Source organism: Catellatospora sp. NPDC049133 (genome assembly GCF_040648455.1).
GTDB classification, from domain to species: Bacteria; Actinomycetota; Actinomycetes; order Mycobacteriales; family Micromonosporaceae; genus Catellatospora; species Catellatospora aurea.
Genome location: NZ_JBEZDT010000008.1, coordinates 45,304 through 65,395 on the forward strand (window position 1 = coordinate 45,304; position 20,092 = coordinate 65,395).

The 20,092-nt window shown below is 71.0% G+C and carries 22 protein-coding genes; 7 read left to right on the forward strand and 15 right to left on the reverse strand.

Annotated features, from left to right (window positions below; all coding sequences use genetic code 11):
* Positions 1-72 precede the first annotated feature (72 nt).
* The gene (locus AB0B35_RS10960; RefSeq protein WP_361043477.1) at positions 73-756 is read left to right on the forward strand and encodes a hypothetical protein; all 684 of its coding nucleotides are present in this window, start codon (positions 73-75) and stop codon (positions 754-756) included.
* A 5-nt stretch (positions 757-761) separates the two neighbouring features.
* Here the strand turns inward: AB0B35_RS10960 and AB0B35_RS10965 are convergent, their stop codons facing one another.
* Positions 762-1,961 (reverse strand): acyl-CoA dehydrogenase family protein, encoded by a 1,200-nt coding sequence (locus AB0B35_RS10965; protein WP_361043480.1) that lies wholly within the window; start codon positions 1,959-1,961, stop codon positions 762-764.
* Positions 1,962-2,123: 162 nt separating this feature from the next.
* Here AB0B35_RS10965 and AB0B35_RS10970 point away from each other — a divergent pair, with 162 nt between their 5' ends.
* Entirely contained in the window at positions 2,124-2,666 is a 543-nt protein-coding gene (locus AB0B35_RS10970) for a DUF4190 domain-containing protein (RefSeq protein WP_361043482.1), read from the forward strand.
* A 12-nt stretch (positions 2,667-2,678) separates the two neighbouring features.
* A complete protein-coding gene (locus tag AB0B35_RS10975; protein WP_361043485.1) occupies positions 2,679-3,230 on the forward strand; it encodes a DUF4190 domain-containing protein in 552 nt (183 codons plus the stop codon).
* Positions 3,231-3,330: 100 nt separating this feature from the next.
* Here AB0B35_RS10975 and AB0B35_RS10980 read toward each other — a convergent pair whose 3' ends face one another.
* Positions 3,331-4,143 (reverse strand): SDR family NAD(P)-dependent oxidoreductase, encoded by an 813-nt coding sequence (locus tag AB0B35_RS10980; protein ID WP_361043487.1) that lies wholly within the window; start codon positions 4,141-4,143, stop codon positions 3,331-3,333.
* Positions 4,144-4,244: 101 nt separating this feature from the next.
* Here AB0B35_RS10980 and AB0B35_RS10985 point away from each other — a divergent pair, with 101 nt between their 5' ends.
* Positions 4,245-5,198: a CoA ester lyase gene (locus AB0B35_RS10985; protein WP_191840206.1), complete on the forward strand. Its 954-nt coding sequence runs from the start codon at positions 4,245-4,247 to the stop codon at positions 5,196-5,198.
* A 254-nt stretch (positions 5,199-5,452) separates the two neighbouring features.
* Here the strand turns inward: AB0B35_RS10985 and ddaH are convergent, their stop codons facing one another.
* From ddaH to AB0B35_RS11010, 5 genes are all read right to left on the reverse strand, one after another.
* Positions 5,453-6,280 carry a dimethylargininase gene (ddaH, locus tag AB0B35_RS10990; protein WP_361043895.1) on the reverse strand — a complete coding sequence of 276 codons (828 nt, stop codon included), beginning with the start codon at positions 6,278-6,280 and terminating at the stop codon, positions 5,453-5,455.
* Positions 6,281-6,450: 170 nt separating this feature from the next.
* Positions 6,451-8,727 carry a heavy metal translocating P-type ATPase gene (locus tag AB0B35_RS10995; RefSeq protein ID WP_361043489.1) on the reverse strand — a complete coding sequence of 759 codons (2,277 nt, stop codon included), beginning with the start codon at positions 8,725-8,727 and terminating at the stop codon, positions 6,451-6,453.
* A gap of 13 nt (positions 8,728-8,740) precedes the next feature.
* On the reverse strand, positions 8,741-9,721 hold the full coding sequence (locus AB0B35_RS11000; protein ID WP_361043492.1) for a hypothetical protein: 981 nt from the start codon (positions 9,719-9,721) through the stop codon (positions 8,741-8,743).
* Positions 9,714-9,932 carry a heavy-metal-associated domain-containing protein gene (locus tag AB0B35_RS11005; protein ID WP_360536946.1) on the reverse strand — a complete coding sequence of 73 codons (219 nt, stop codon included), beginning with the start codon at positions 9,930-9,932 and terminating at the stop codon, positions 9,714-9,716. Before AB0B35_RS11005 ends, AB0B35_RS11000 begins: the two co-directional genes overlap by 8 nt.
* 17 nt (positions 9,933-9,949) lie before the next feature.
* Positions 9,950-10,252 (reverse strand): metal-sensitive transcriptional regulator, encoded by a 303-nt coding sequence (locus tag AB0B35_RS11010; RefSeq protein ID WP_361043495.1) that lies wholly within the window; start codon positions 10,250-10,252, stop codon positions 9,950-9,952.
* A gap of 137 nt (positions 10,253-10,389) precedes the next feature.
* Here AB0B35_RS11010 and AB0B35_RS11015 point away from each other — a divergent pair, with 137 nt between their 5' ends.
* On the forward strand, positions 10,390-11,355 hold the full coding sequence (locus tag AB0B35_RS11015; RefSeq protein ID WP_361043498.1) for a C40 family peptidase: 966 nt from the start codon (positions 10,390-10,392) through the stop codon (positions 11,353-11,355).
* Positions 11,356-11,466: 111 nt separating this feature from the next.
* Here AB0B35_RS11015 and AB0B35_RS11020 read toward each other — a convergent pair whose 3' ends face one another.
* From AB0B35_RS11020 to AB0B35_RS11050, 7 genes are all read right to left on the reverse strand, one after another.
* A complete protein-coding gene (locus AB0B35_RS11020; RefSeq protein ID WP_361043501.1) occupies positions 11,467-12,522 on the reverse strand; it encodes a branched-chain amino acid ABC transporter permease in 1,056 nt (351 codons plus the stop codon).
* Positions 12,519-13,409, reverse strand: a complete 891-nt coding sequence (locus AB0B35_RS11025; protein WP_361043504.1) for a branched-chain amino acid ABC transporter permease — start codon at positions 13,407-13,409, stop codon at positions 12,519-12,521. Before AB0B35_RS11025 ends, AB0B35_RS11020 begins: the two co-directional genes overlap by 4 nt.
* A complete protein-coding gene (locus AB0B35_RS11030; protein WP_361043507.1) occupies positions 13,409-14,173 on the reverse strand; it encodes an ABC transporter ATP-binding protein in 765 nt (254 codons plus the stop codon). Before AB0B35_RS11030 ends, AB0B35_RS11025 begins: the two co-directional genes overlap by 1 nt.
* Positions 14,170-14,913, reverse strand: coding sequence for an ABC transporter ATP-binding protein (locus tag AB0B35_RS11035; RefSeq protein WP_361043898.1), 744 nt, complete (start codon positions 14,911-14,913; stop codon positions 14,170-14,172). The genes AB0B35_RS11030 and AB0B35_RS11035 overlap by 4 nt, the downstream gene beginning before the upstream one ends.
* A gap of 93 nt (positions 14,914-15,006) precedes the next feature.
* Positions 15,007-16,233: a substrate-binding domain-containing protein gene (locus tag AB0B35_RS11040; RefSeq protein ID WP_361043509.1), complete on the reverse strand. Its 1,227-nt coding sequence runs from the start codon at positions 16,231-16,233 to the stop codon at positions 15,007-15,009.
* A gap of 165 nt (positions 16,234-16,398) precedes the next feature.
* The gene (locus tag AB0B35_RS11045; RefSeq protein WP_361043512.1) at positions 16,399-17,436 is read right to left on the reverse strand and encodes a hypothetical protein; all 1,038 of its coding nucleotides are present in this window, start codon (positions 17,434-17,436) and stop codon (positions 16,399-16,401) included.
* 142 nt (positions 17,437-17,578) lie between these two features.
* Complete coding sequence (locus tag AB0B35_RS11050) at positions 17,579-18,373, reverse strand: inositol monophosphatase family protein (RefSeq protein ID WP_361043514.1); 795 nt, start codon at positions 18,371-18,373, stop codon at positions 17,579-17,581.
* 37 nt (positions 18,374-18,410) lie between these two features.
* On the opposite strand from AB0B35_RS11050, the gene AB0B35_RS11055 reads away from it, so the two are divergent.
* Entirely contained in the window at positions 18,411-18,755 is a 345-nt protein-coding gene (locus AB0B35_RS11055) for a hypothetical protein (RefSeq protein ID WP_360536930.1), read from the forward strand.
* Between the two features lie 120 nt (positions 18,756-18,875).
* Entirely contained in the window at positions 18,876-19,412 is a 537-nt protein-coding gene (locus AB0B35_RS11060) for an acyltransferase (protein ID WP_203698665.1), read from the forward strand.
* A 76-nt stretch (positions 19,413-19,488) separates the two neighbouring features.
* Here the strand turns inward: AB0B35_RS11060 and AB0B35_RS11065 are convergent, their stop codons facing one another.
* Positions 19,489-20,085: a TetR/AcrR family transcriptional regulator gene (locus tag AB0B35_RS11065; protein ID WP_360536926.1), complete on the reverse strand. Its 597-nt coding sequence runs from the start codon at positions 20,083-20,085 to the stop codon at positions 19,489-19,491.
* Positions 20,086-20,092 lie beyond the last annotated feature (7 nt).

The following is a 20,092-nucleotide window of genomic DNA, read 5'->3' on the forward strand; positions in this document are numbered from 1 at the left end:
AGAATAGCCTGCCCCGAAATCGACACCGGCCGCGCCGTTGGTGGAGGTGAGGTGGTCTCGTAGCCTTTCCGGGTGATCGCCGTGCCGACGACCCCGCGCGCCCGCTCCGCCTACCTGACCGCGGCCGGGCTGCTGCTCATCGCCGGCGCGTGGTGGTACGGGCGCACCACGCCCATCCACCCGCTGTCCCAGGACGAGGCGGGGACCCTCTGGCTGGTCGTCATCGGCGTCGGGGCCGCGCTCGCCCGCTCGTTCCACCTCAGCCGCCACCCGACCGGGCAGTGGCGGCAGGGCGCCGCCGACGGCGAACCCGGCCTCGTCCTCACCCCGGTGTCCGACCGGGTGCTGACCGGGATCTGGTTCGCCGTGCAGCTGCCGATCATCGCCCGCTGGGCGCGGCTGAACGACGGCCGCGAACTGGCCTTCGCGATCGTATGGACGCTCCTCACGCTGGGGCTGCTCTGGATCGTCGTGCGCCCCGCTCACGGCAGCGCCCGCCAGATCGTGCTCAACGCGAGCGGGGTCCGCGTGCACCGCCGCCACTTCCCCTGGTCGCAGCTCCGCTCAGCCCGCCTCAACAGCGGGTCGGGCCTACGCCTCGAAACCACCGACAGCACCCTGCGCCTGCGCGGAGCCGAATACCGCATGCGCGACACCGACATAGCCGCCGTCCTCCAGTACTACCTGGACCACCCCGAACGCCGCGGCGACCTGGCCCACCTCACGGCCGCCCCACCGGAACTCCGCTCCCACTGACGTGCTCAGCGGGCGCGGTACTCCTTGAGCAGGCCGCGGGAGATGATGGTCTTCTGGATTTCGCTGGTGCCTTCGCCGATGAGCAGGAACGGGGCCTCGCGCATGAGGCGCTCGATCTCGTACTCCTTGGAGAAGCCGTAGCCGCCGTGGATGCGGAACGACTCGGTGACGATCTCGTGGCAGTACTCGCTGGCCAGCAGCTTGGCCATGCCCGCCTCGACGTCGTTGCGCTCGCCGGAGTCCTTCAGCCGGGCCGCGTTGACCATCAGCGCGTGCGATGCCTCGATCTTGGTGCCCATCTCGGCCAGCTTGAACGCGATGGCCTGGTGCTGGGCGATCGGCTTGCCGAACGTCGAGCGCTGCTGGGCGTACGCCACCGCCAGCTCGAACGCGCGGATCGAGATGCCGCAGGCGCGGGCGGCCACGTTGACGCGGCCCACCTCGATGCCGTCCATCATCTGGTAGAAGCCGCGACCGGCCTGCTCCGCGCCGCCGAGGATCGCCGACTCGGGCACCCGGTGGCCGTCCAGCACCATCTCGGTGGTCTCGACGCCCTTGTAACCCATCTTCTCGATCTTGCCGGGGATGGTCAGGCCGGGCGCGGTCTCGCCGAAGCCGGGCTCCTTCTCCAGCAGGAACGTGGTCATGTTGCCGTAGACGCTGTCCGCGCCCTGGTCGGTCTTGACCAGCGTGGCCACCACGGACGAGTACGCCCCGTTCGTGAGCCACATCTTCTGGCCGTTGAGCACGTACGTGTCGCCGTCGCGCACGGCGCGCGTCTTGATCGCGGAGACGTCGGAGCCGGTCTCCGGCTCGGACATGCTGAACGCGCCGCGCACCTCGCCGGTCGCCATCCGGGGCAGCAGCCGCTGCTTCTGCTCTTCCGAGCCGTGCTGGCCGATCAGGTAGGCCACGATGAAGTGGGTGTTGACGATGCCGGACACCGACATCCAGCCGCGGGACAGCTCCTCCACGACCAGCGCGTAGGTCAGCAGCGACTCGCCGAGGCCGCCGTACTCCTCGGGGATGGTCAGGCCGAACAGGCCCATCTCCTTCATCCCGGCGAGGATCTCCTCGGGGTACTCGTCGGCGTGCTCCAGCCGCTGCGCGCGCGGAATGATCTCCTTGTCCGCGAATTCGCGTACCGTTTCGAGAATGGCGGTCTGCACATCGGACAAGCCGGGAGTACGGGCGAGACGAGCCATATGTCAGCCTCCTGGGCACTGAACGAACCTTCAGGTGAGCTGAGTATGAGCCGGGCCACCGTCCCATCCAAGGCGCTTGACAGCACCGTCACTGTGAAAAGGTTCACCGGGTTCGCTACCGTGCCCTGAACCCACATCCGAGAGACGAGGCACCAGCCCCCCATGACCTACCCGCCGCCCGCGAGCCCGGATCCCTTCAGCCAGCAGCCTGATCCGTACGCCGCACCCGCCACCCCGAACCCGTACTCCCCGCCGCCCGCGGCCGACCCCTATGCGGCGCCGCCGGTCAGCGCGGACCCGTACGCGGCGCCGGCCGTCAGCGGTGCGCCGTACTCCCCGCAGCCGACCGGCGCGTACGGCGTGCCCTACACCCCGTACCCGGCGGCGGGTCCGGCCACGCCCGGCACCAACGGCATGGCGATCGCGTCGATGGTGCTCGGCATCGTGGGCCTGCTGCTGTGCTGGTGCTACGGCATCGGCGCGCTGCCCGGCCTCGTCGGCGCGATCCTCGGCCACGTCAGCCAGAAGCAGATCCGGGAGCGCCAGCAGGAGGGCCGAGGCATGGCCATCGCCGGCATCATCACCGGCTGGTCGGCCGTCGCGCTGACCGTCATCGGCGTCGCGATCATCGCCATCATCATCGCCAACGACCCGACCTTCTGGGACGCGGTGCAAAACGGCAGCAGCAGCAGCGACTGGGACTGACAGGAGACAGCCATGACGTATCCGCCGCCCGCCGGCCCGGACCCGTACGCGGCCCAGCCGGACCCCTACGCGCCACCGCCCACCCCCAACCCGTACGGAGCGCCGGCCGGGCCCGGTTCCCCGGTGACGCCGCCGATGAGCGCGCCGCCCGCGAGCGTGCCGCCGATGAGCGCGCCGCCGGCCGCACCGCAGCCCTACGGCGACCCCTACAAGTCCGGGGACCCGTACGCCGCGCCGCAGCCGCAGTACGGGCAGGCTCCGTACGGGCAGCAGCCGTACGGTGGCTACCCGCCGCCGCGGCAGCAGAACAGCATGGCCCTGGTCGCGCTGATCCTGTCCCTCGTCGGCCTGATGACCTGGATCACCGCCCCGATCGGCGCGATCATCGGCCACTCGGCGATGAAGCAGATCCGCCAGACCGGCGAGGACGGCGAGGGCATGGCCAAGGCGGCCATCATCGTCGGCTGGATCATCACGGGTCTCGGCATCGTCGGCTGCCTCTGCGCCTTCGGCCTGCCGTTCCTGGCCATGATCGGCGTGAGCGGCGCGAGCACCTACAACTGACCCCGGCCCGCTCGGGACAACCGGGCATGCCGACGCAAGCGATCGAGGCTCCGGCCTGCTGTGACAGCAGGCCGGAGCCTCGACTCAGTTGACCGTCTCGTCAGAGCACGGCGGCGGCGCTCGCGTCCCACAACCGGGCGGCGAACTGCGGGTCGCGGGCGCTCGGGTGCGGGCTGGTCGGCTTGCGCAGCACGTAGTACGCCCCGTTGCTCAGTTGGGCCGGGTCCTCCGTGGCCAGCCAGACCAGCTGGTCGGCGCCCTGCTCGGGGGTGGCGATCCCGGGACCGATCTTGTAGAACAGCCGGGCGGCGGGGGTGCCGAACCGGGTGCGTACCACGCCCGGGTGGAACGAGAAGCTGAGCAGGTCCGGCCAGCGCCGGGCGGCCTCGGCCGCGAACAGGATGTTGGCCCGCTTCGAGCCGCCGTAGGCCAGCCAGGCGCTGTAGATCCCGCCGCGCCGGTCCAGGTTGTCCGGATCGAGGGTGCCGAACGAGTGCGCCATCGATGCCGTGTTCACGATGCGGGCACCCGGTGCCAGCTGGTCGCGTAGCAGGTTCGCCAGCAGGAACGGGGCCAGGTGGTTGGTCTGGATGGTCAGCTCGTGACCGTCCACGGTGGTGGTGCGCCGGTTGGCGACGAGGCCGGCGTTGTTGGCCAGCACGTCGACGCGCTGGCCGGAGAGCTTGGCGGCGAGGTCGCGCACCTGCGACAGCTGCGCGAAGTCGGCCAGCAGGCCGACCGGCTCGGGGCCCGCCGCGGCCTCGCGGACCGCGCCCAGTGCCGCGTCCAGCCGTCCCGGATCGCGCCCGACGAGGGTGACCAGCCAGCCCTGCCGCACCAGTGCGACCGCCGCCGCCTGCCCGATGCCGGACGTGGCTCCGGTGATCACCGCGTGCCGCGTGAGATCTTCCACAGTCCCGTTCTCCTCTCGACGGGAGTGAGGTTACCGTGGCGTCAACTACTGAACACCCCGTGACGAAGTCACGGGCAGGCAGCGAAGCCTAAGGAGTATCGATGGCCGCTCTCGGGCGTTCCCGCAGGTCCTGCCTGGCCGTGCCGGGTTCCAGCGTCAAGATGCTCGGCAAGGCCCAGGGCCTGCCGGCCGACCAGGTCTTCCTGGACCTGGAGGACGCGGTGGCCCCGCTGGCCAAGCCTGAGGCCCGCAAGAACATCGTCGCCGCGCTCAACGAGGGCGACTGGGCCGGCAAGACCCGCGTGGTACGGGTCAACGACCTGACCACGCCGTGGACGTACACCGACGTCATCGAGATCGTCGAGGGCGCTGGCGCCAACCTGGACGCGATCATGCTGCCCAAGGTGCAGAGCGCGTCGCACGTGGAGTGGCTCGACCTGACGCTGACCCAACTGGAGAAGTCGCTCGGCCTGCCGGTCGGCGCGATCGGCATCGAGGCCCAGATCGAGAACGCCGCCGGACTGGTCAACGTGGACGCCATCGCCGCCGCGTCGCCCCGCGTCGAGACCATCATCTTCGGCCCCGCCGACTTCATGGCCTCGATCAACATGAAGTCGCTGGTCGTCGGCTCGCTCATCCCCGGCTACCCGGGCGACCCTTACCACTACATCCTGATGCGCATCCTGATGGCCGCCCGTATGCACGACAAGCAGGCCATCGACGGGCCGTACCTGCAGATCAAGGACGTCGACGGATTCACCGAGGTGGCCCGCCGCTCGGCCGCGCTCGGCTTCGACGGCAAGTGGGTGCTGCACCCGGGCCAGATCGACGCCGCCAACGAGGTCTACTCGCCGGCCCAGTCCGACTACGACCACGCCGAACTGATCCTCGACGCGTACGACTACTACACCTCGGAGCAGGGCGGCCGCCTCGGCGCGGTGATGCTCGGCGACGAGATGATCGACGAGGCCTCCCGCAAGATGGCCCTGGTCATCTCCGCCAAGGGCCGCGCGGCCGGCATGACCCGCACCACGTCGTTCACGCCCCCCGCCTGACCTTCGCCGCGACTCACCCGCCGGCCCGGCGACGCGCCTCCGGCCACGGGGATATCGCGCTCGAACGCATTTGCTCTGCACCCATTTCCTTGCTCTGCACCCGCGGACGCAACGGCGCAGGGGGCTCGCTCGGCGGCCGCCGCTGCGGTGCCTAGGGGGTTGCGCCAAGGGGTGCAGAGCAAGCTTTTGGGTGCAGAGCAAATGCGGCCGGGACCTGTAGGTCCCGGCCGCAGCTTTCGATCAGGGGTACACCGTCAGTCGCGGAGTTCGGCGATGCAGCACTTCACGCTGCCGCCGCCCTTCTTCAGCTCGGCGAGGTCGACCAGCACCGGGTGGTAGCCGGCGGCGGTGAGCTTGTCCGCGAACGCGGTCGACTCGGTGTTGATGACGACGTTGCGGCCGTCGCTGACCAGGTTCAGCGCGAAGGCGAGCGCGTCGGCCTCGTCGGCGATCACCGCGTTCGGGAACAGCTGCGTGATGACCTTCTGCGACGCCTCGGAGAACGCGCCCGGGTAGTAGGCGATGTTCTCGTCGTCGAGCACGGTCAGCGCGACGTCGAGGTGGTAGAAGCGCGGGTCGACCAGCTTCAGCGAGATCACCGGGCGGCCCAGGGCCTCGGCGGCCTCGGCGTGCGCGGCGGGCTCGGTGCGGAAGCCGTACCCGGCGAGCGCGATGCCGCCGTGGGCGTCGGGCAGGTAGGCGAAATCGCCCTCACCCTCGTTGATCTGGGTCGGCGCAACGAAGGTGTATTCGGCGCGGGACTCGTAGAAGGCCCGGTGCGCGGCGGCCTCGTCGGCGCGCTGCGGGTAACGGAACTTCGCGCCGTACGCGACGCCGTCGACGACGAACCCGCCGTTGGCCGCGAAGACCATGTCCGGCAGGCCGGCCTGCGGGGTGAGCACGTGCACCGTGTGGCCGAGGTCGACCATGGTCTGCCGCAGCACGTCCCACTGCTTGACCGCCAGGGCGGTGTCCACCGGCGCGGTGGTGTCCATCCACGGGTTGATGGCGTACTCCACGACGAAGTGCTCCGGGGCGCACATGAGGTAGGTACGCGGACGGGGCCGCCGGGCAGTGGGGATCAAGTCACGCTCTGTCACGATCAGCAAGGTTACGCACCTGAGCCGCCGCTCAGTAGCGGGAAGGATTGCGTCCTTGTGCTGGTCTGTTGCGTCTTCGCCCTGTCGACCGGCGGTCTGTTGCGTGAAAGGGCAGGTTCGTTTACGGATCCGAGCACACCCAGCGTGACGGATCAGCGGAAACGGAACAGCCGGAGCGAATTCGTCACTACGAAGATACTGCTCAGCGCCATCGCGGCGGCGGCCAGCACGGGCGTGACCAGGCCCGCCGCGGCCAGCGGCAGCGCGGCCACGTTGTAGGCGAACGCCCAGAACAGGTTGCCCTTGATCGTGCGCAGGGTGACCCGCGACAGCCGGATCGCGTCGGCCGCGACGGTCAGCTCCCCGCGGACCAGCGTCAGGTCGGCCGCCTCGATCGCGGCATCGGTGCCGGTGCCCATCGCCAGGCCCAGGTCCGCGGCGGCCAGCGCGGCCGCGTCGTTCACCCCGTCGCCGACCATCGCCACCGTGTGCCCCTGCTCCTGCAGCCGGCGTACGGCGTCGACCTTGCCGGCCGGGAGCACTCCCGCGATCACCTCGTCGATGCCCACCTCGGCCGCCACCGCCCGCGCCGGGCCCTCGGCGTCACCGGTCAGCAGCACCGGGCGCAGCCCGAGCCGCTTGAACTCGGCCACCGCCGCGGCCGAGCCAGGCTTGACCGTGTCCGCAACGAGCAGCCAGCCCGCGAACTCGCCGTCCAGCGCCACCGCCACCGCGGTCCGCGCCTCATCGGCCGGGACTCCTTCCGCCCGCTTCCCGCCGTACGCTGCCACCGACCCGGTCACGCCGCCCACGGCGTTCGCGACAGGTGCGGGGTCGAGGGCCACGCCTTGTTCAGCAAGCAGTGCGGCACGCCCGACCAGCACCTTGCGGCCTTCGACGACGCCCTGTGCACCCAGACCGGGCAGGGACTGGAAGTCACGCACCGCGCCGGGGGCGATGCCGCGCGCGGCCGCGCCGGTGACGACAGCCCGCGCGATCGGGTGCTCGGAAGCGTGCTCCACCGCTGCGGCGTACCGCAGCAGGTCCTGCTCTTCGACCCCGGCGGCCGGGCGCACGTCGGCCAGCGCCATGATGCCGGTGGTGACCGTGCCCGTCTTGTCGAGCACGATCGTGTCCACCCGGCGGGTCGATTCGAGCACCTCGGGGCCCTTGATCAGGATGCCGAGCTGCGCGCCCCGGCCGGTGCCCACCAGCAGCGCCGTCGGCGTGGCCAGGCCCAGCGCGCAGGGGCAGGCCACGATCAGCACGGCCACCGCCGCGGTGACCGCGGCCGAGCTGACCCCGCCGTCGTACGCCGTCCAGAACGCGAACGTGCCCACCGACAGCGCGATCACCACCGGGACGAACACGCTGGAGATCCGGTCGGCCAGCCGCTGCACGGGGGCCTTGCCCGACTGGGCCTCGGTGACCAGCTTCGCCATCTGGGCGAGCTGGGTGTCCGCGCCGACCCGGGTCGCCCGCACCACCAGCCGGCCGCCCGCGTTCACGGTCGCGCCGACGACCGCGTCACCGACGCCGACCTCGACCGGCATGCTCTCGCCGGTCAGCAGGGCGGTGTCCACCGCGCTGCTGCCCTCCACGATCACCCCGTCGGTGGCGATCTTCTCGCCGGGGCGCACCACGAACAGGTCGCCGACCGCGAGCCGGTCCACCGGGACCCGCTGCTCGACGCCGTTGCGCAGCAGCACCGCGTCCTTCGCGCCCAGGTCCAGCAGGGCTCGCAGGGCCGAGCCCGCCCGGCGCTTGGCCCGGTGCTCGAACCAGCGCCCGGCCAGCAGGAACGTGGTCAGGGTGGTGGTCACCTCCAGGTAGAGGTGCATCCCCGGGTCCTCGCCCCGGGTGGCCAGCCAGCTCAGCGACATGGTCATGCCGGGCAAACCCGCGCTGCCGAGGAACAGCGCCCAGGCGCTCCAGCCGTACGACACCAGCACGCCGAGGCTGATCAGCGTGTCCATGGTGGCCGCGCCATGGCGGGCGTTGAGCGCGGCGGCCCGGTGGAACGGCCACGCGCCCCACACCGCGACCGGGGTCGCCAGCGTGAACGCCAGCCACTGCCAGTTGGTGAACTGCAGCGCCGGGATCATGCTGAGCAGCACCACCGGCACGGTCAGCAGCCCGCTGACCAGCAGCCGCTGCCCCAGCGGGTCGGGCTCGGGCCGGGCGGCCTCGTCGGCGGAGGGAGTGGCCTGCGGCACGGCGGCCGTGTACCCGGTGGCCTCGACGACCTTGATCAGGTCATCGACGGAGACGGTCTCCGGGTAGGTCACGTGCGCGGTCTCGGTGGCGAAATTGACGGTGGCGGACACGCCGTCCACCCGGTTCAGCTTCTTCTCCACCCGGCCGGCACAGGTGGCGCAGGTCATCCCGCCGATGTTCAGCTCGATGACGTTCGCCTGCCGCAGGTCCATGACCCCTTGCCCCTTACTTCACTTCCAGCGTGAACTGCGCCGTACGCACCTTGCCGCCCACGGAGTGGTCGAAGAACATCCGGTAGCGCCCCGGGCTCGGGGCCGCCAGCCAGAACTTCACGCCCCCGTTGACCAGTGCGGGCTCCGGGTGCACGTGCACGTAGGCCAGGTCCAGCTCGCGCAGCACCACCAGATGACCGAACGAGCCGAGGTACGGCTCCAGCGCCGCGACGGCGCCGCCCTGCTTCACCGTGAACAGCAGCGGCTGGCTGGCCCCGATGACCGGGGTGCCCTCGTACGCCGCGGTCAGGCCGTCTACGGCCGCCTCGCGGGCCGCCGCGGGCAGCGCCTGCGGGCGGTAGTCACCGGCGACGGTGAGGTCGGTGCCGAGCGCGATCGCGGTCTGCGTGCCGCCCGCGCTGATCGCGGTGAAGTCGGCGTACGCCCGCCACGGGCCCGGTGTGGACAGGTCGGCCCGCACCGTCCAGGTGCCGTCGGCGGCCATGGTCGGGTGCAGGTGCTGGTAGCCGGTCATGTCCCGGCGGACCACGACGAGGTGCAGCGGCTTCTCGTGCACCACGGCGAAGTTCGTCACCGCCTTGCCGTCGGCCCCGTTGACCGTGAACGTGAGCTGCTGCGGGCCGGGCGCGGCGAACACCGCCGCCGCGGGGGCCAGCGTGTAGCCGCCGCTGCTCACCGACAGTCCGCCGACCTCGGAACCGGCGCTGGCGCCCGGGGCGTGCGTGTGCGCGCCGCCCATGGCGTCCGTCGAGGCCGCCGGGGCCCCGGTGGTCGCGCCCTGGGTCGGGCTCTCCGCCGGGCCGAGCACCTTGCCGAGGGTGAAACCGACGACCAGGGCCACGATCAGCCCGCCGACGAACATGCCGAGCCTGGTGCCCGCCGGGTCGCCGGAACGGCCGGCGGCCTGTGCGCGGACCACGCCGGGCTGCGCCGGGACCTCGGGCTCGGCCGCCGTCGCCCGCTGCTCAGGCATCGACGCCGGCCAACTGGTAGCCCGCCTCGTCGACCGCGTTGCGCACCTCGTCGAGCGGCAGCACGGAATCGCTGGTGACCACGGCGCGGCCCGCGGCGAGGTCGATCTCGACCGCCTTCACGCCGGGCAGCCCGGTCAGCTCGGCGGTCACCGCGCTGACGCAGTGACCGCAGGTCATGCCGGTGATCTGGTATGTCGTCCGAACGGACATCGCGGTCTCCCTACGACCTATGACCGGACCAGGCGAGCGATCGCCTCGGTGGCTTCCTTGACTTTGGCGGCGGGGTCGCCCTGCCGGGCGGCGTCCACCACGCAGTGGTTGAGATGGCCCTCCAGCAGGCCGAGCGCCACCGCTTGCAGCGCCCGGGTGGCGGCCGAGATCTGCGTGAGGACGTCGACGCAGTAAGTGTCCTGCTCGACCATCCGCTGCAGCCCGCGGACCTGCCCCTCGACCCGCTTCAGCCGCGCGAGCAGCGCCTGCTTGTCGTCGTCGTGGGCGTAGCCGACCGGGGTCTTCTCCGTGCTCTCCACGATTTCACCATACCCCCTGGGGGTACCACCGCCAACCCTCGCGGAGTGTCGCCGGACATGTCGAACGGACCGGTGGTGCACCGATCATGCACTTTTGTCGTTATAACCACGTGTCGAACTCCGCCACGCGGCGCCTCGTGTTATGGGCAGGCGCGACGCTGATCGCGTCGACCGTGCTCATCTCGGGCGCCGCGCACGCCGAACCGTCGAGCGCCGAGCTCGACCGCCAGATCCGCGCGAAGTCGGACCAGCTCGAGGTCGTCGTGGAGAAATATCACGACCTGCGCGAAGACCTCAAGACGACGGCCGCCCAGACCGGGGTCCTGCAGCGTCAGATCGACCCGCTGAAGGAGCAGATCACGCACCGCAGGGGCGCCGTCGGCCGGCTCGCGGCCGCCGGTTACCGGTCCAGCCGGTCGATGTCACTGTCACTGCTGCTCGACGCGGGCACCACCCGCGACGTCGTGGACCGGCTGCTGCTCATGAAGTCGTACACGCAGCACCAGCAGCGCGAGATCGAGGAGCTGGCGCTCACCTCGGAGCGGTACGCCACCGCGCAGCGCACCCTGGGCGCGCTGCTTGACCAGCAGAAGGACCAGCAGAAGCAGCTCAGCCGTCAGCAGGCCACGATCGAATCAGCGATCAAGGAGCTCAAGAGGCTGCGGACCAAGGCGTACGGCCCCACCGGCCGGATGGCCTCCCGCACCGAGGATCGGGCGAAACCGGCCGTGCCCCGGCTGGCCGGCGCCAGCGAGAAGGTCCTCAAGTACGCACTCGCCCAGATCGGCAAGGACTACAAATGGGCTGGGGAAGGCCCCGGCGGCTTCGACTGCTCAGGGCTGGTCGCCGCCACGTTCCGCACCATCGGCATCCAGCTGCCGCACAGCTCCGGCCGCCAGCAGCAGCGCGCCCGCACCATCTCCCGCGGCCAGCTCGTCCCCGGCGATCTGATCTTCTTCTACCGCGACGTCCACCACGTAGGCATCTACCTGGGCGACGACAAGATGGTCCACGCCCCCCAGTTCGGCGAACGCGTCCGAGTCGACCCCATCGACTCCCTCCCCATCAACAGCTTCGGCCGCGTAGTCCTCTCCACCCGCTGACCCCCAACCGCCCGCCCCACCCGTGCCGCAACTCTTGAAGACTTGCGGCCTCAGACGGGTGCCGAGGCCGCGACTCTTAAGAGTTGCGGCAGGTGGTGGGAGTAGGGGTCGTCAGGGGCGAGGGGGTGGGGTGACGGTGCGGCGCAGCGCCGTAAGGCGGGTGCCGAGGCCGGCGAGGCCGCCGGGGAAGAAGTAGACGGCCAGGATGAAGATGGTGCCCAACACGAACAGCGGCTGGGACAGCGGACCGGCGAGCACGCCGGGCAGCGAGTCCACCGCGTCGGAGCCGCCGAAATCGGTCAGCCGGTGGTCCAGGTAGGTGAACAGCACCCCGCCGAGCACCGGCCCGAACCGGGTGCCGGGCCCGCCGAGCACCACCATCACCAGCAGCGTCAGCGTCAGGTCCGACGACGCGACGTGCGGCGACGCACCGGCCGCGAGCAGCAGGTACACCACCCCGCCGAGCGCGGCCAGCGAGCTGGACAGGGTGAACGACACCAGCTTGAAGCGGTACGGGTCGAGGCCGAGCACCCCGACGCGCCGCTCGTCGTCGCGCAGTCCCGCGAACACCCGCCCGGTCGGCGACTGCGCCACCCGGTGCAGCACCACCACGACCAGGCCGAGGTACGCCAGCGCGAGCCAGTACAGGTTCACGGTGTTGACGACGCCGACGAACATGTCGGGCAACCCGGCGGCGTTCAGCGCCAGGCCCTCCTCGCCGCCGGTCAGGCCGCCCGGGTCGCGGGCCACCAGAATCGCGCCGACCTGCCCGAACGCCAGGGTGACCATGGAGAACGCGATGCCGTGCACCCGCAGCGCGACCGCGCCCAGCGCGGTGGCGACGGTGGTCGCGAACAGCACCGCGAGCAGCGCGGCCAGCGGCAGCGGGTAGCCGTACTTGGTGACGAGGATGTCGGTGCCGTAGACGCCGAGCGCGAAGTAGAGCGCGTGCCCGAAGGAGAGCAGGCCGGTGCGCCCGAACAGCAGGTCGTAACCGGCCGCGAGGCCGCCGAAGACCAGGCACAGCGCGAGCACCTGCAGTGCCCCGGGTGAGTTGAGCGGCCCGTCGAACAGCCCGGGAATGGTGATCCCGCTGTACGGCAGCAGCGCCAGCGCCACGAAGGCCGCCACCGGCCAGTACCGCTTGAGCAGCGTGAGCGGGGTCATGCGGTCGCCGCCTTTCCGGCCAGGCCCGCGGGACGCCACAGCAGCACGACGGCCAGCAGCGCGACCACGCAGATGTCTCCGGCGCCCGAGGTGCCGTAGTAGTTGACGAACTGCTGGAGCAGGCCGACCGCGACCGCGGCGACCGCCGAGCCCAGCACCGAGCCCATGCCGCCGATCACGACGACGATGAACGCGAAGATCAGCAGCGAGGCCCCGCTGGTCGGCGAGACGCTGCCGAAGTACACCCCGGACAGTGCGCCCGCGAGCGCCGCTGCGGCTCCGCCGATGGCGAAGACCAGGGTGAACGCCTTGCGCACGTCGATGCCGAGCGCGGTGACCATCTCCCGGTTCTCCACCCCCGCCCGGATGATCAGGCCGTACCGGGTCCAGCGCAGGAAGGCCAGCAGCAGGCCGAGCACGACCAGAGCGGCGACGATCAGCAGCAGCCGGTCCAGCGGCACCCGGGCTCCGGCCAGGGTGACCACCTGCTGGGTCCACGAGGGGCGAGGAAAGGGGCGCGGGTCCGCGCCGAAGCCCGCCTGCAGCGCGGCCACTCCGGCCAGCGACAGGCCGACGGTGACCAGGACCTGCTCGATGGTGCGCGAGTACAGCGGCCGGATCATGACCAGCTCGACCAGCGCCGCGACCACGGTCCCGGCCACCACGCCGAACAGCACGGCGAGCACGAAGCCCCACCCGTCGGGGCCCGCGCCGGGCAGGTTGCCCGCGGCCCACCAGGTGGCATACGCGCCGACGGACAGGAACAGCCCGTGCGCGAAGTTGAGCACGTCGGCGAGCCCGAACACGAGCGACAGGCCCGACGCGACGAGGAAGTACAGCGCCGCCAGGCCGAGCCCGGTGACGGTCATCAGGACGATCGTCGACATCAGTGCCCCCCGGCAGCGTTGACGGCCAGCAGAGACTTGGTGAGCGCCGGGTCGGCCAGCAGCCGCTCGCCCGGCCCGGTCCAGGCGACCTGGCCCGCGGCGATGACGACGGCGTCACCGGCGAGTCTGCGTACGACGGCGAGGTTCTGCTCGACGAGCAGCACCGGCACCGCCTGCGCGGCCCGCTCCAGCGCCTCGGCCACCTCGGTGACCACCTTCGGCGCGAGACCCTTCGTGGGCTCGTCGATCAGCAGCAGCCTGTTGGGGTTGAGCAGCACCCGGCCGAGCGACAGCATCTGCTGCTGCCCGCCGGACAGCGAACCCGCCCGCTGCTTCGCCCGCTTGGACAGCTCGGGGAACAGCCCGAAGACGAGGTCGTAGTCGGGGGTGTCGGTGCGCTCGGCCAGCCGCAGGTTCTCCGCGACGGTCAGGCCCGCGAACACGCACCGGTCCTCGGGCACGAAGCCCAGCCCGGCCTTGACCAGGGCGTGGGTCGGCTTGCCGAGGATCTCGTCGCCACCCAGCCGGATCGAGCCGGTCGCCGCGCCGTTGCGCGGGGTCAGCCCCAGGATCGCCCGCAGCGTGGTCGACTTGCCGACCCCGTTGCGCCCGAGCAGCACGGTCACGCCAGAGGCCGCGACCTCGAAGGACACACCCTGCAGGATGTGCAGCCCGGCGATGCGCACCGACAGGTTCTCCACGTGCAGCAGGCTCGCGGCTGTGACCGGGGCCGGCGCGGACGTCCGCTCTTCGGCGGCGGTCATAGGCCCTCCCCCAGGTATGCCTCCTGCACGGTGGCGTTGGCCATCACCGCGTCGGGGGTGTCGCAGGCCAGCAGCGCGCCGTGGTGCATGACGGCGATGCGGTCGGCCAGTTCCAGGATCACGTCCATGTGGTGTTCCACCATGAGCACGCTGCGACCACTGTGGGCGGTCAGGTCCCTGATCACCTCGACCAGCTCGGGCACGTCCTCCGCGGACACCCCGGCCATCGGCTCGTCGAGCAGCAGCACCGACGGCTCGCCCGCCAGCAGCAGCGCGATCTCCAACTTGCGCTTCTCGCCGTGGGCCAGCGTGCCCGCGAGCGCGTCGCCGCGCGCGCCGAGCCCGACGACGGCCAGGCACTCGTCAGCGCGTTCGCCAACCTCGCGGTAGGTGGCGGCGCGCCGCCACAGGGCCATCGAGCCCCCCCGGTGCGCCTGCACCGCGAGCCGGACGTTCTCGCGGACCGACAGGCTGCCGAAGACCGACGAGGACTGGAAGGTGCGACCCAGGCCGCGCTGCGCCCGGCGGTGCGGGGCCAGCGCGGTGATGTCCGCGCCGTGCAGCAGCACCCGGCCGGCGGTGACCGCGCGCAGGCCCGAGATGAGGTTGAACAGGGAGGTCTTGCCGGCCCCGTTGGGGCCGATCACACCGAGGAACTCACCGGGGTGCAGTTGCAATGACACGCCGTCGACGATGGCGACCTCACCGATGCGCCAGGTCAGCGCGTCGGTCGCCAGCACGGCGGGGGCTTGTGGGGAGCCGAGGCTCCGGCCGGGCCGCTGCTGCGGCGCGGACGGAGCCTCGGTCGTACCCGTTACGGGGTGGTCCACAGGTCACTTCATCGCTACGGCGGGCGGGGTGACCTCTTCCGGGGCCAGCTCCTTGACCAGCTGCGGCTTGGCGGCCGCGCCGGAACCGACGAGCTTGACCTGGAACATCGGCTGAATCATGGCGTGGTCCTCCTTGCGGATGGTCATCTTGCCCTTGACCCCGTCGAAGCTCCAGCCCTCCAGCGCGCCGACCATCTTCTCGATGTCGTCGCCGCCCTCCGCGATCGCCCGCACCACCATCTGCGCGGCGTTGAAGCCGTCCGGGCTGAACAGGTCGAGCCCGCCGGTGATCTTCGCGCTCGCCGCCTTGGCGGCGTCGTTGCTGGTAGCGCCGTCGAAGTAGTGCGACAGGAAGGAGATCTTCTCGCCGGCCGCGCCGAACACCGGGTACGACGCCTTCTGGTCCAGGCCGGTCACCACGGTGGTGCTGCCGAGCACGCCCTGCTGGTCCAGCGCGCCCCACATGGCGGTGGCGGTGGTGCCCGCCCAGGCCACGAAGAGCAGGTCCGGCTTGGCGGCGTTGACCTGGCTGGCGAACGGCGTGAAGTCCGTCGCGCTGGCCGGGACCAGGATCGCCGACACCTTCGCGCCCGCGCCGCCGATGACCGCGGTCACCGCGGCCTCGTTGGCCTTGCCGAACGCGCTGTCCTGGGCGAAGACGACGACCTTCTTGTCCTTGGCGTCGCCGATGAACGACTTCGCGGCCAGCACATCCTGGTACGACTGCCGGCCGGAGCGGAACGTGTAGCGGTTCACGCCGGTGACGCCGTCGGTGGCGGCGGGACCGGAGATGAACAGCACCTTGTCCTGCGCGGCGACCGGCGCGACCTGGAGTGCGACACCTGACGAGGCGGACCCGGCGAGGATCTTGACGCCCTTGCCGATGAAGTCCTTCGCCGCGGACACGGCCTTGGCCGGGTCACCGGCGTCGTCGGCCTCCAGCAGCTCGATCGCCCGGCCGTTGACCTTGTTGGTGCCGTTGGTGGCCTGGGCCAGGCCGGCCTTGAAGCCGTCGATGTACTGCTTGCCGTAGCTGGCCAGGGCGCCGGACTGGGAGTAGACCAGGCCGACCTTGACCGGTGCCCCGTCGCCGCCCGTGCCCTGCGCGGCCTCCTGCGGGCTGCTGCAACCGGCGGCGGCCAGCAACGCGGCGGCGACCGTCGAGGCAACGAACACGCGCCGGGAGAGACCGGCATTCTCGGCAAATACGTGCAGTCTGCGCTCGCTCACTGCATCTCCTCATTGAGTGATCTGTCGATGCCGCGAGGTCGCTCTTGTTAATGCGGTGTTGCCGGAGCGAGTCACCTCGGGGTCGCGGACCACGCTAGAGAGACACCTCACAGGCGGCCATGTGGGCGGAACCCACAACGACCGCCCAGGCGGTGTAGCGCGCAGCTAGAGCACGGACAGATGGACGTGGTTGGTGTGGTCGCCGGCCGGGTCGTCGCCGCACTTGCCGCCCGCCGAGCGGTAGGTCTTCCAGCCCGATCCGGCCAGCCAGATCTTGCAATACCAGATCACGTACATGACGCCGAGCCGGCTGGCGTTCTTCACGAAGAAGGAGGCCAGCTTGTCGCCGTAGAGCCTGTTCTCGCCCTTGGATGTGAAGTTCTTGAACCCGTCCGGCTCCGAGGAGAAGTCGCAGGCGCGGCCCTTCGGGTGCTCGTACATGTCGCCGGAGCGGTAGCAGGAGACGTAGTGGTGGAACCACCGCTGCGCCTGCTGCAGGGCGTGCAGCGTGCGCGGCGTGATGCAGCCGTTGGCCGGGGTCGGGTCGTCCACGGTGCAGCCCTGCGAGGGCCAGCTGCCGTCGGCGTTGCGCTTGGCCGGGGCGGCGGTCGGCGCGTACGGGTCGACCCAGCCGTTGATGGAGTAACCGCCGACGGCCGACAGCGCCCGCTCGGTCGCCGCGCGCAACTTCTTCATCTCGGCGAGCTGCTTGTTCTGCTCGCGGACCCGCGCGTCGATCTCGGCCTTGGTCGTGTCGATCTCCTTGCGGGCCGCGACCAGCTCACTGATCTTCGCCTCGTCGCGGGCCGTCATCTTCTCGAACGCGGCGGAGCGGGCCATGAAGTCGTCGGGCGAGTTGGCGTTCAGCATGACGCCGATGACGCCCAGGCGGCCGGCCTTGTATGCCTCGGCGGCGTACTTCTGCACCCCGGTCTTGGCCCGCAGGTAGCGGTTCTCCGCGAGGACCAGCGACTTGTTGAGGGCGGCCTGCTCGGTCTTAGCCTTCGTGAGCAGTCCGTCGGCCTCCAGGTACTGACCGGCGGCGCTCTCCAGGGTCTGCCGCAGCTGTGCGATCTTGGTCGAGGAGATCTCGTTGGGCTCGGCGTTCGCGGCGGCCGGGAACGACGTCACCAGGAACACCACCGCCACGGCGGCGGCGATGGCCGGCACGAAACGGCGCCGAGGGCGCACCGTCAGGGTCACGGACGTGGATCCTTCCGTCTCACGCCGCGAAGGGAAGGGGCTGGAGGTGCGCGCGGCGGCGGCCGCCACGGGTGTCGGGGGCACCCGCAGACGTACGGCCGCGACGCAGATTACCGCAGCGCCACGCCGAACCGAAAGTTGCTCATGCCAGTAACACGCTCCGTACCAGCCCAAACACCGCATCGTCACGACACACGACGAGCCCGTTGCGCGGGTGCACCGGGTCGTAGTCCGCGCCGTCGAAGTGCCGGACGACCCCGCCCGCCTCGCGCATCAGCAGCGCCCCCGGCGCGTGGTCCCACGGCTTGGCCCGCCAGAACAGCGCGAAGTGCCGCGTCTGGCGCAGCAGCTCCGGATACTCCCGGGCGGCGCAGCGCAGCCCGGGGATCGCCTCGGACAGGTTCGGCAGCCGGGACACCACCTGCTCGCGCAGCTCCGGCGGCAGGTATTTGGTCATCACCGCGCCGCGCAGCTGGTCCTCGCCCAACGGGGTGTGGTCGAGCACCATCCGCACGCCGTCGACGTAGGAGCCGGAACCGGCCTCGGCTGCCGCGACGGTCCCCGGGACCGGCTCGTAGATCACCGCGAGCACCGGCACGCCCCCGCGCATCAGGGCGACCATCATGCCGAACGGCTCCTGCCCGCTCGCGAAGTTGCCGGTGCCGTCGATGGGGTCGATCAGCCACACCGCACCGTCGTCGTCCAGCCGCGCCAGCACGTGCGGGTCTGCCGCGACGGCCTCCTCGCCGACCACCAGCGAGCCCGGCAGCAGCGCCGCGAGCTTCGCGGTCAGCATGACTTCGGACTCGCGGTCGGCGATCGTGACGAGGTCGCCGGGGCTCTTCTCGATGATCTCCCCATCGGCCAGGTTGCGGAACCGCGGCAGGACCACCGCCTCGGCGGTCTCGCGCAGAATGTCCACAATCTGGTCAATCATCGCCGTTCCCCCGTCCCGAAGGGTTTATGATCGCTTAATGTTCGCACGGAGGACGAGTCGTCTCATCGCCACCGCAGCGCTGGCGGTCGCGCTCACCGGCGGCGCGCTGGCCGGCTGCAGCGGCGAGGGCGCGACCAGCACCTGCAGCACGACCGGCTGCACGATCACGTTCGAGCGCAACGTCACCAATGCGAAGATCTCCATTCTCGGCGTCGAGGTGCAACTCGTCAGCGCCAACCAGGACTCGGTGACGCTCAAGGTGGCCGGTCAGGAGGTCACCGTGCAGCGCGGCGACGGCGTGACCGTCGGCGACTTCACCGTGAAGGTCACCGAGATCACCGACAGCCAGGTCGTGGTCCAGGTCGACCGCGGCGGAAACTGACCGGGCCACCTGCGGCGACCCCTGTCCGCGACGGGGTCCGCACGGGTTAATCTCGTACGCGTCCGGCTGCGCCAGCAGCCCAAACCCGGCGCGGAGCGCCCCGGAACACGGTGGTCGACAATGACTGGCAACCCCTCCACTCCCCCCGTTTTCGTGCACCCCAGCGCCGATGTCGAGGAAGGCGCCCAGGTCGGCGCCGGCACCAAGATCTGGCACCTGGCGCACGTGCGCAACAGCGCGACCATCGGTGCCGGCTGCGTGATCGGGCGCAACGTGTACGTCGACGCCAACGTCGTGATCGGCGACCTCGTGAAGGTCCAGAACAACGTGTCGGTCTACCACGGCGTCACCATCGAGGACGAGGTCTTCGTCGGCCCGTGCGTGGTGTTCACCAACGACCTGCGGCCGCGCGCGCAGAACCCGGACTGGCAGATCACCCCGACGCTGATCAAGCGCGGCGCCTCGCTCGGCGCCAACGCCACCATCGTCTGCGGCACCGTGATCGGCGAGCACGCCATGGTCGCGGCCGGTTCCGTGGTCACCAAGAACGTCGCGCCGAACCAGCTGGTCGCCGGCAACCCCGCCCGGCACCTGGGCTGGGTCGACGAGAAGGGCCAGATCGTGTCCCGCGACGCGGAGCGGCCCGCCGGCCTGTGACGGCGGCCGGAGCATGACAGCCCGCGCCGCGTGCCGCCGCCCACGACAGTGGCCGGCGGCACGCGGCGCGCCCGGATCAGCCGGTCAGGCCCGCGATGATCGCCGACACCAGGCGCGGCACGTAGTCGGCCGGCACCGGGTTGCGGGTCACCGCGAGGTGCCAGTACACGGGGCCGACGATCAGGTCCACCGCCAGGTCGGGATCGGTGTCCGCAGGCAGCTCGCCGCGTTCGACGGCGCGGCCGATCAGCAGCGCCCCGATCTCGTGCTGGTTGGCCCGCAGCGCCTGCTGCAGCTTCTCGCCGATCTGCGGGTTGCGGGCCGCCTCGGCCAGCAGGTCCGGGATCACCTGCGAGGCCAGCGGGTGCCGCAGCGCCCGGGTCAGGATCTGCAGAAGGATCATGAGGTCGCCACGCAGCGTCCCCGTGTCGGGCAGCGGCAGCTTCTGGCCCGCGAGGCCGGACACGATCTCCAGCACCATCTCGAGCTTGGAGCCCCACCGGCGGTACACGGCCGTCTTCGCCACACCGGCCCGCCTGGCCACCGCCTCGATCGACAGCCGGCCATAGCCGACCTGGGCGAGTTCCTCCACCACCGCGGCCTGGATCGCCTCGGTGATATCCCCTCTCAACACGGCCGCCCCCGCGGGGACGCGCCTACTCTCTGCCAGCACGTGCATA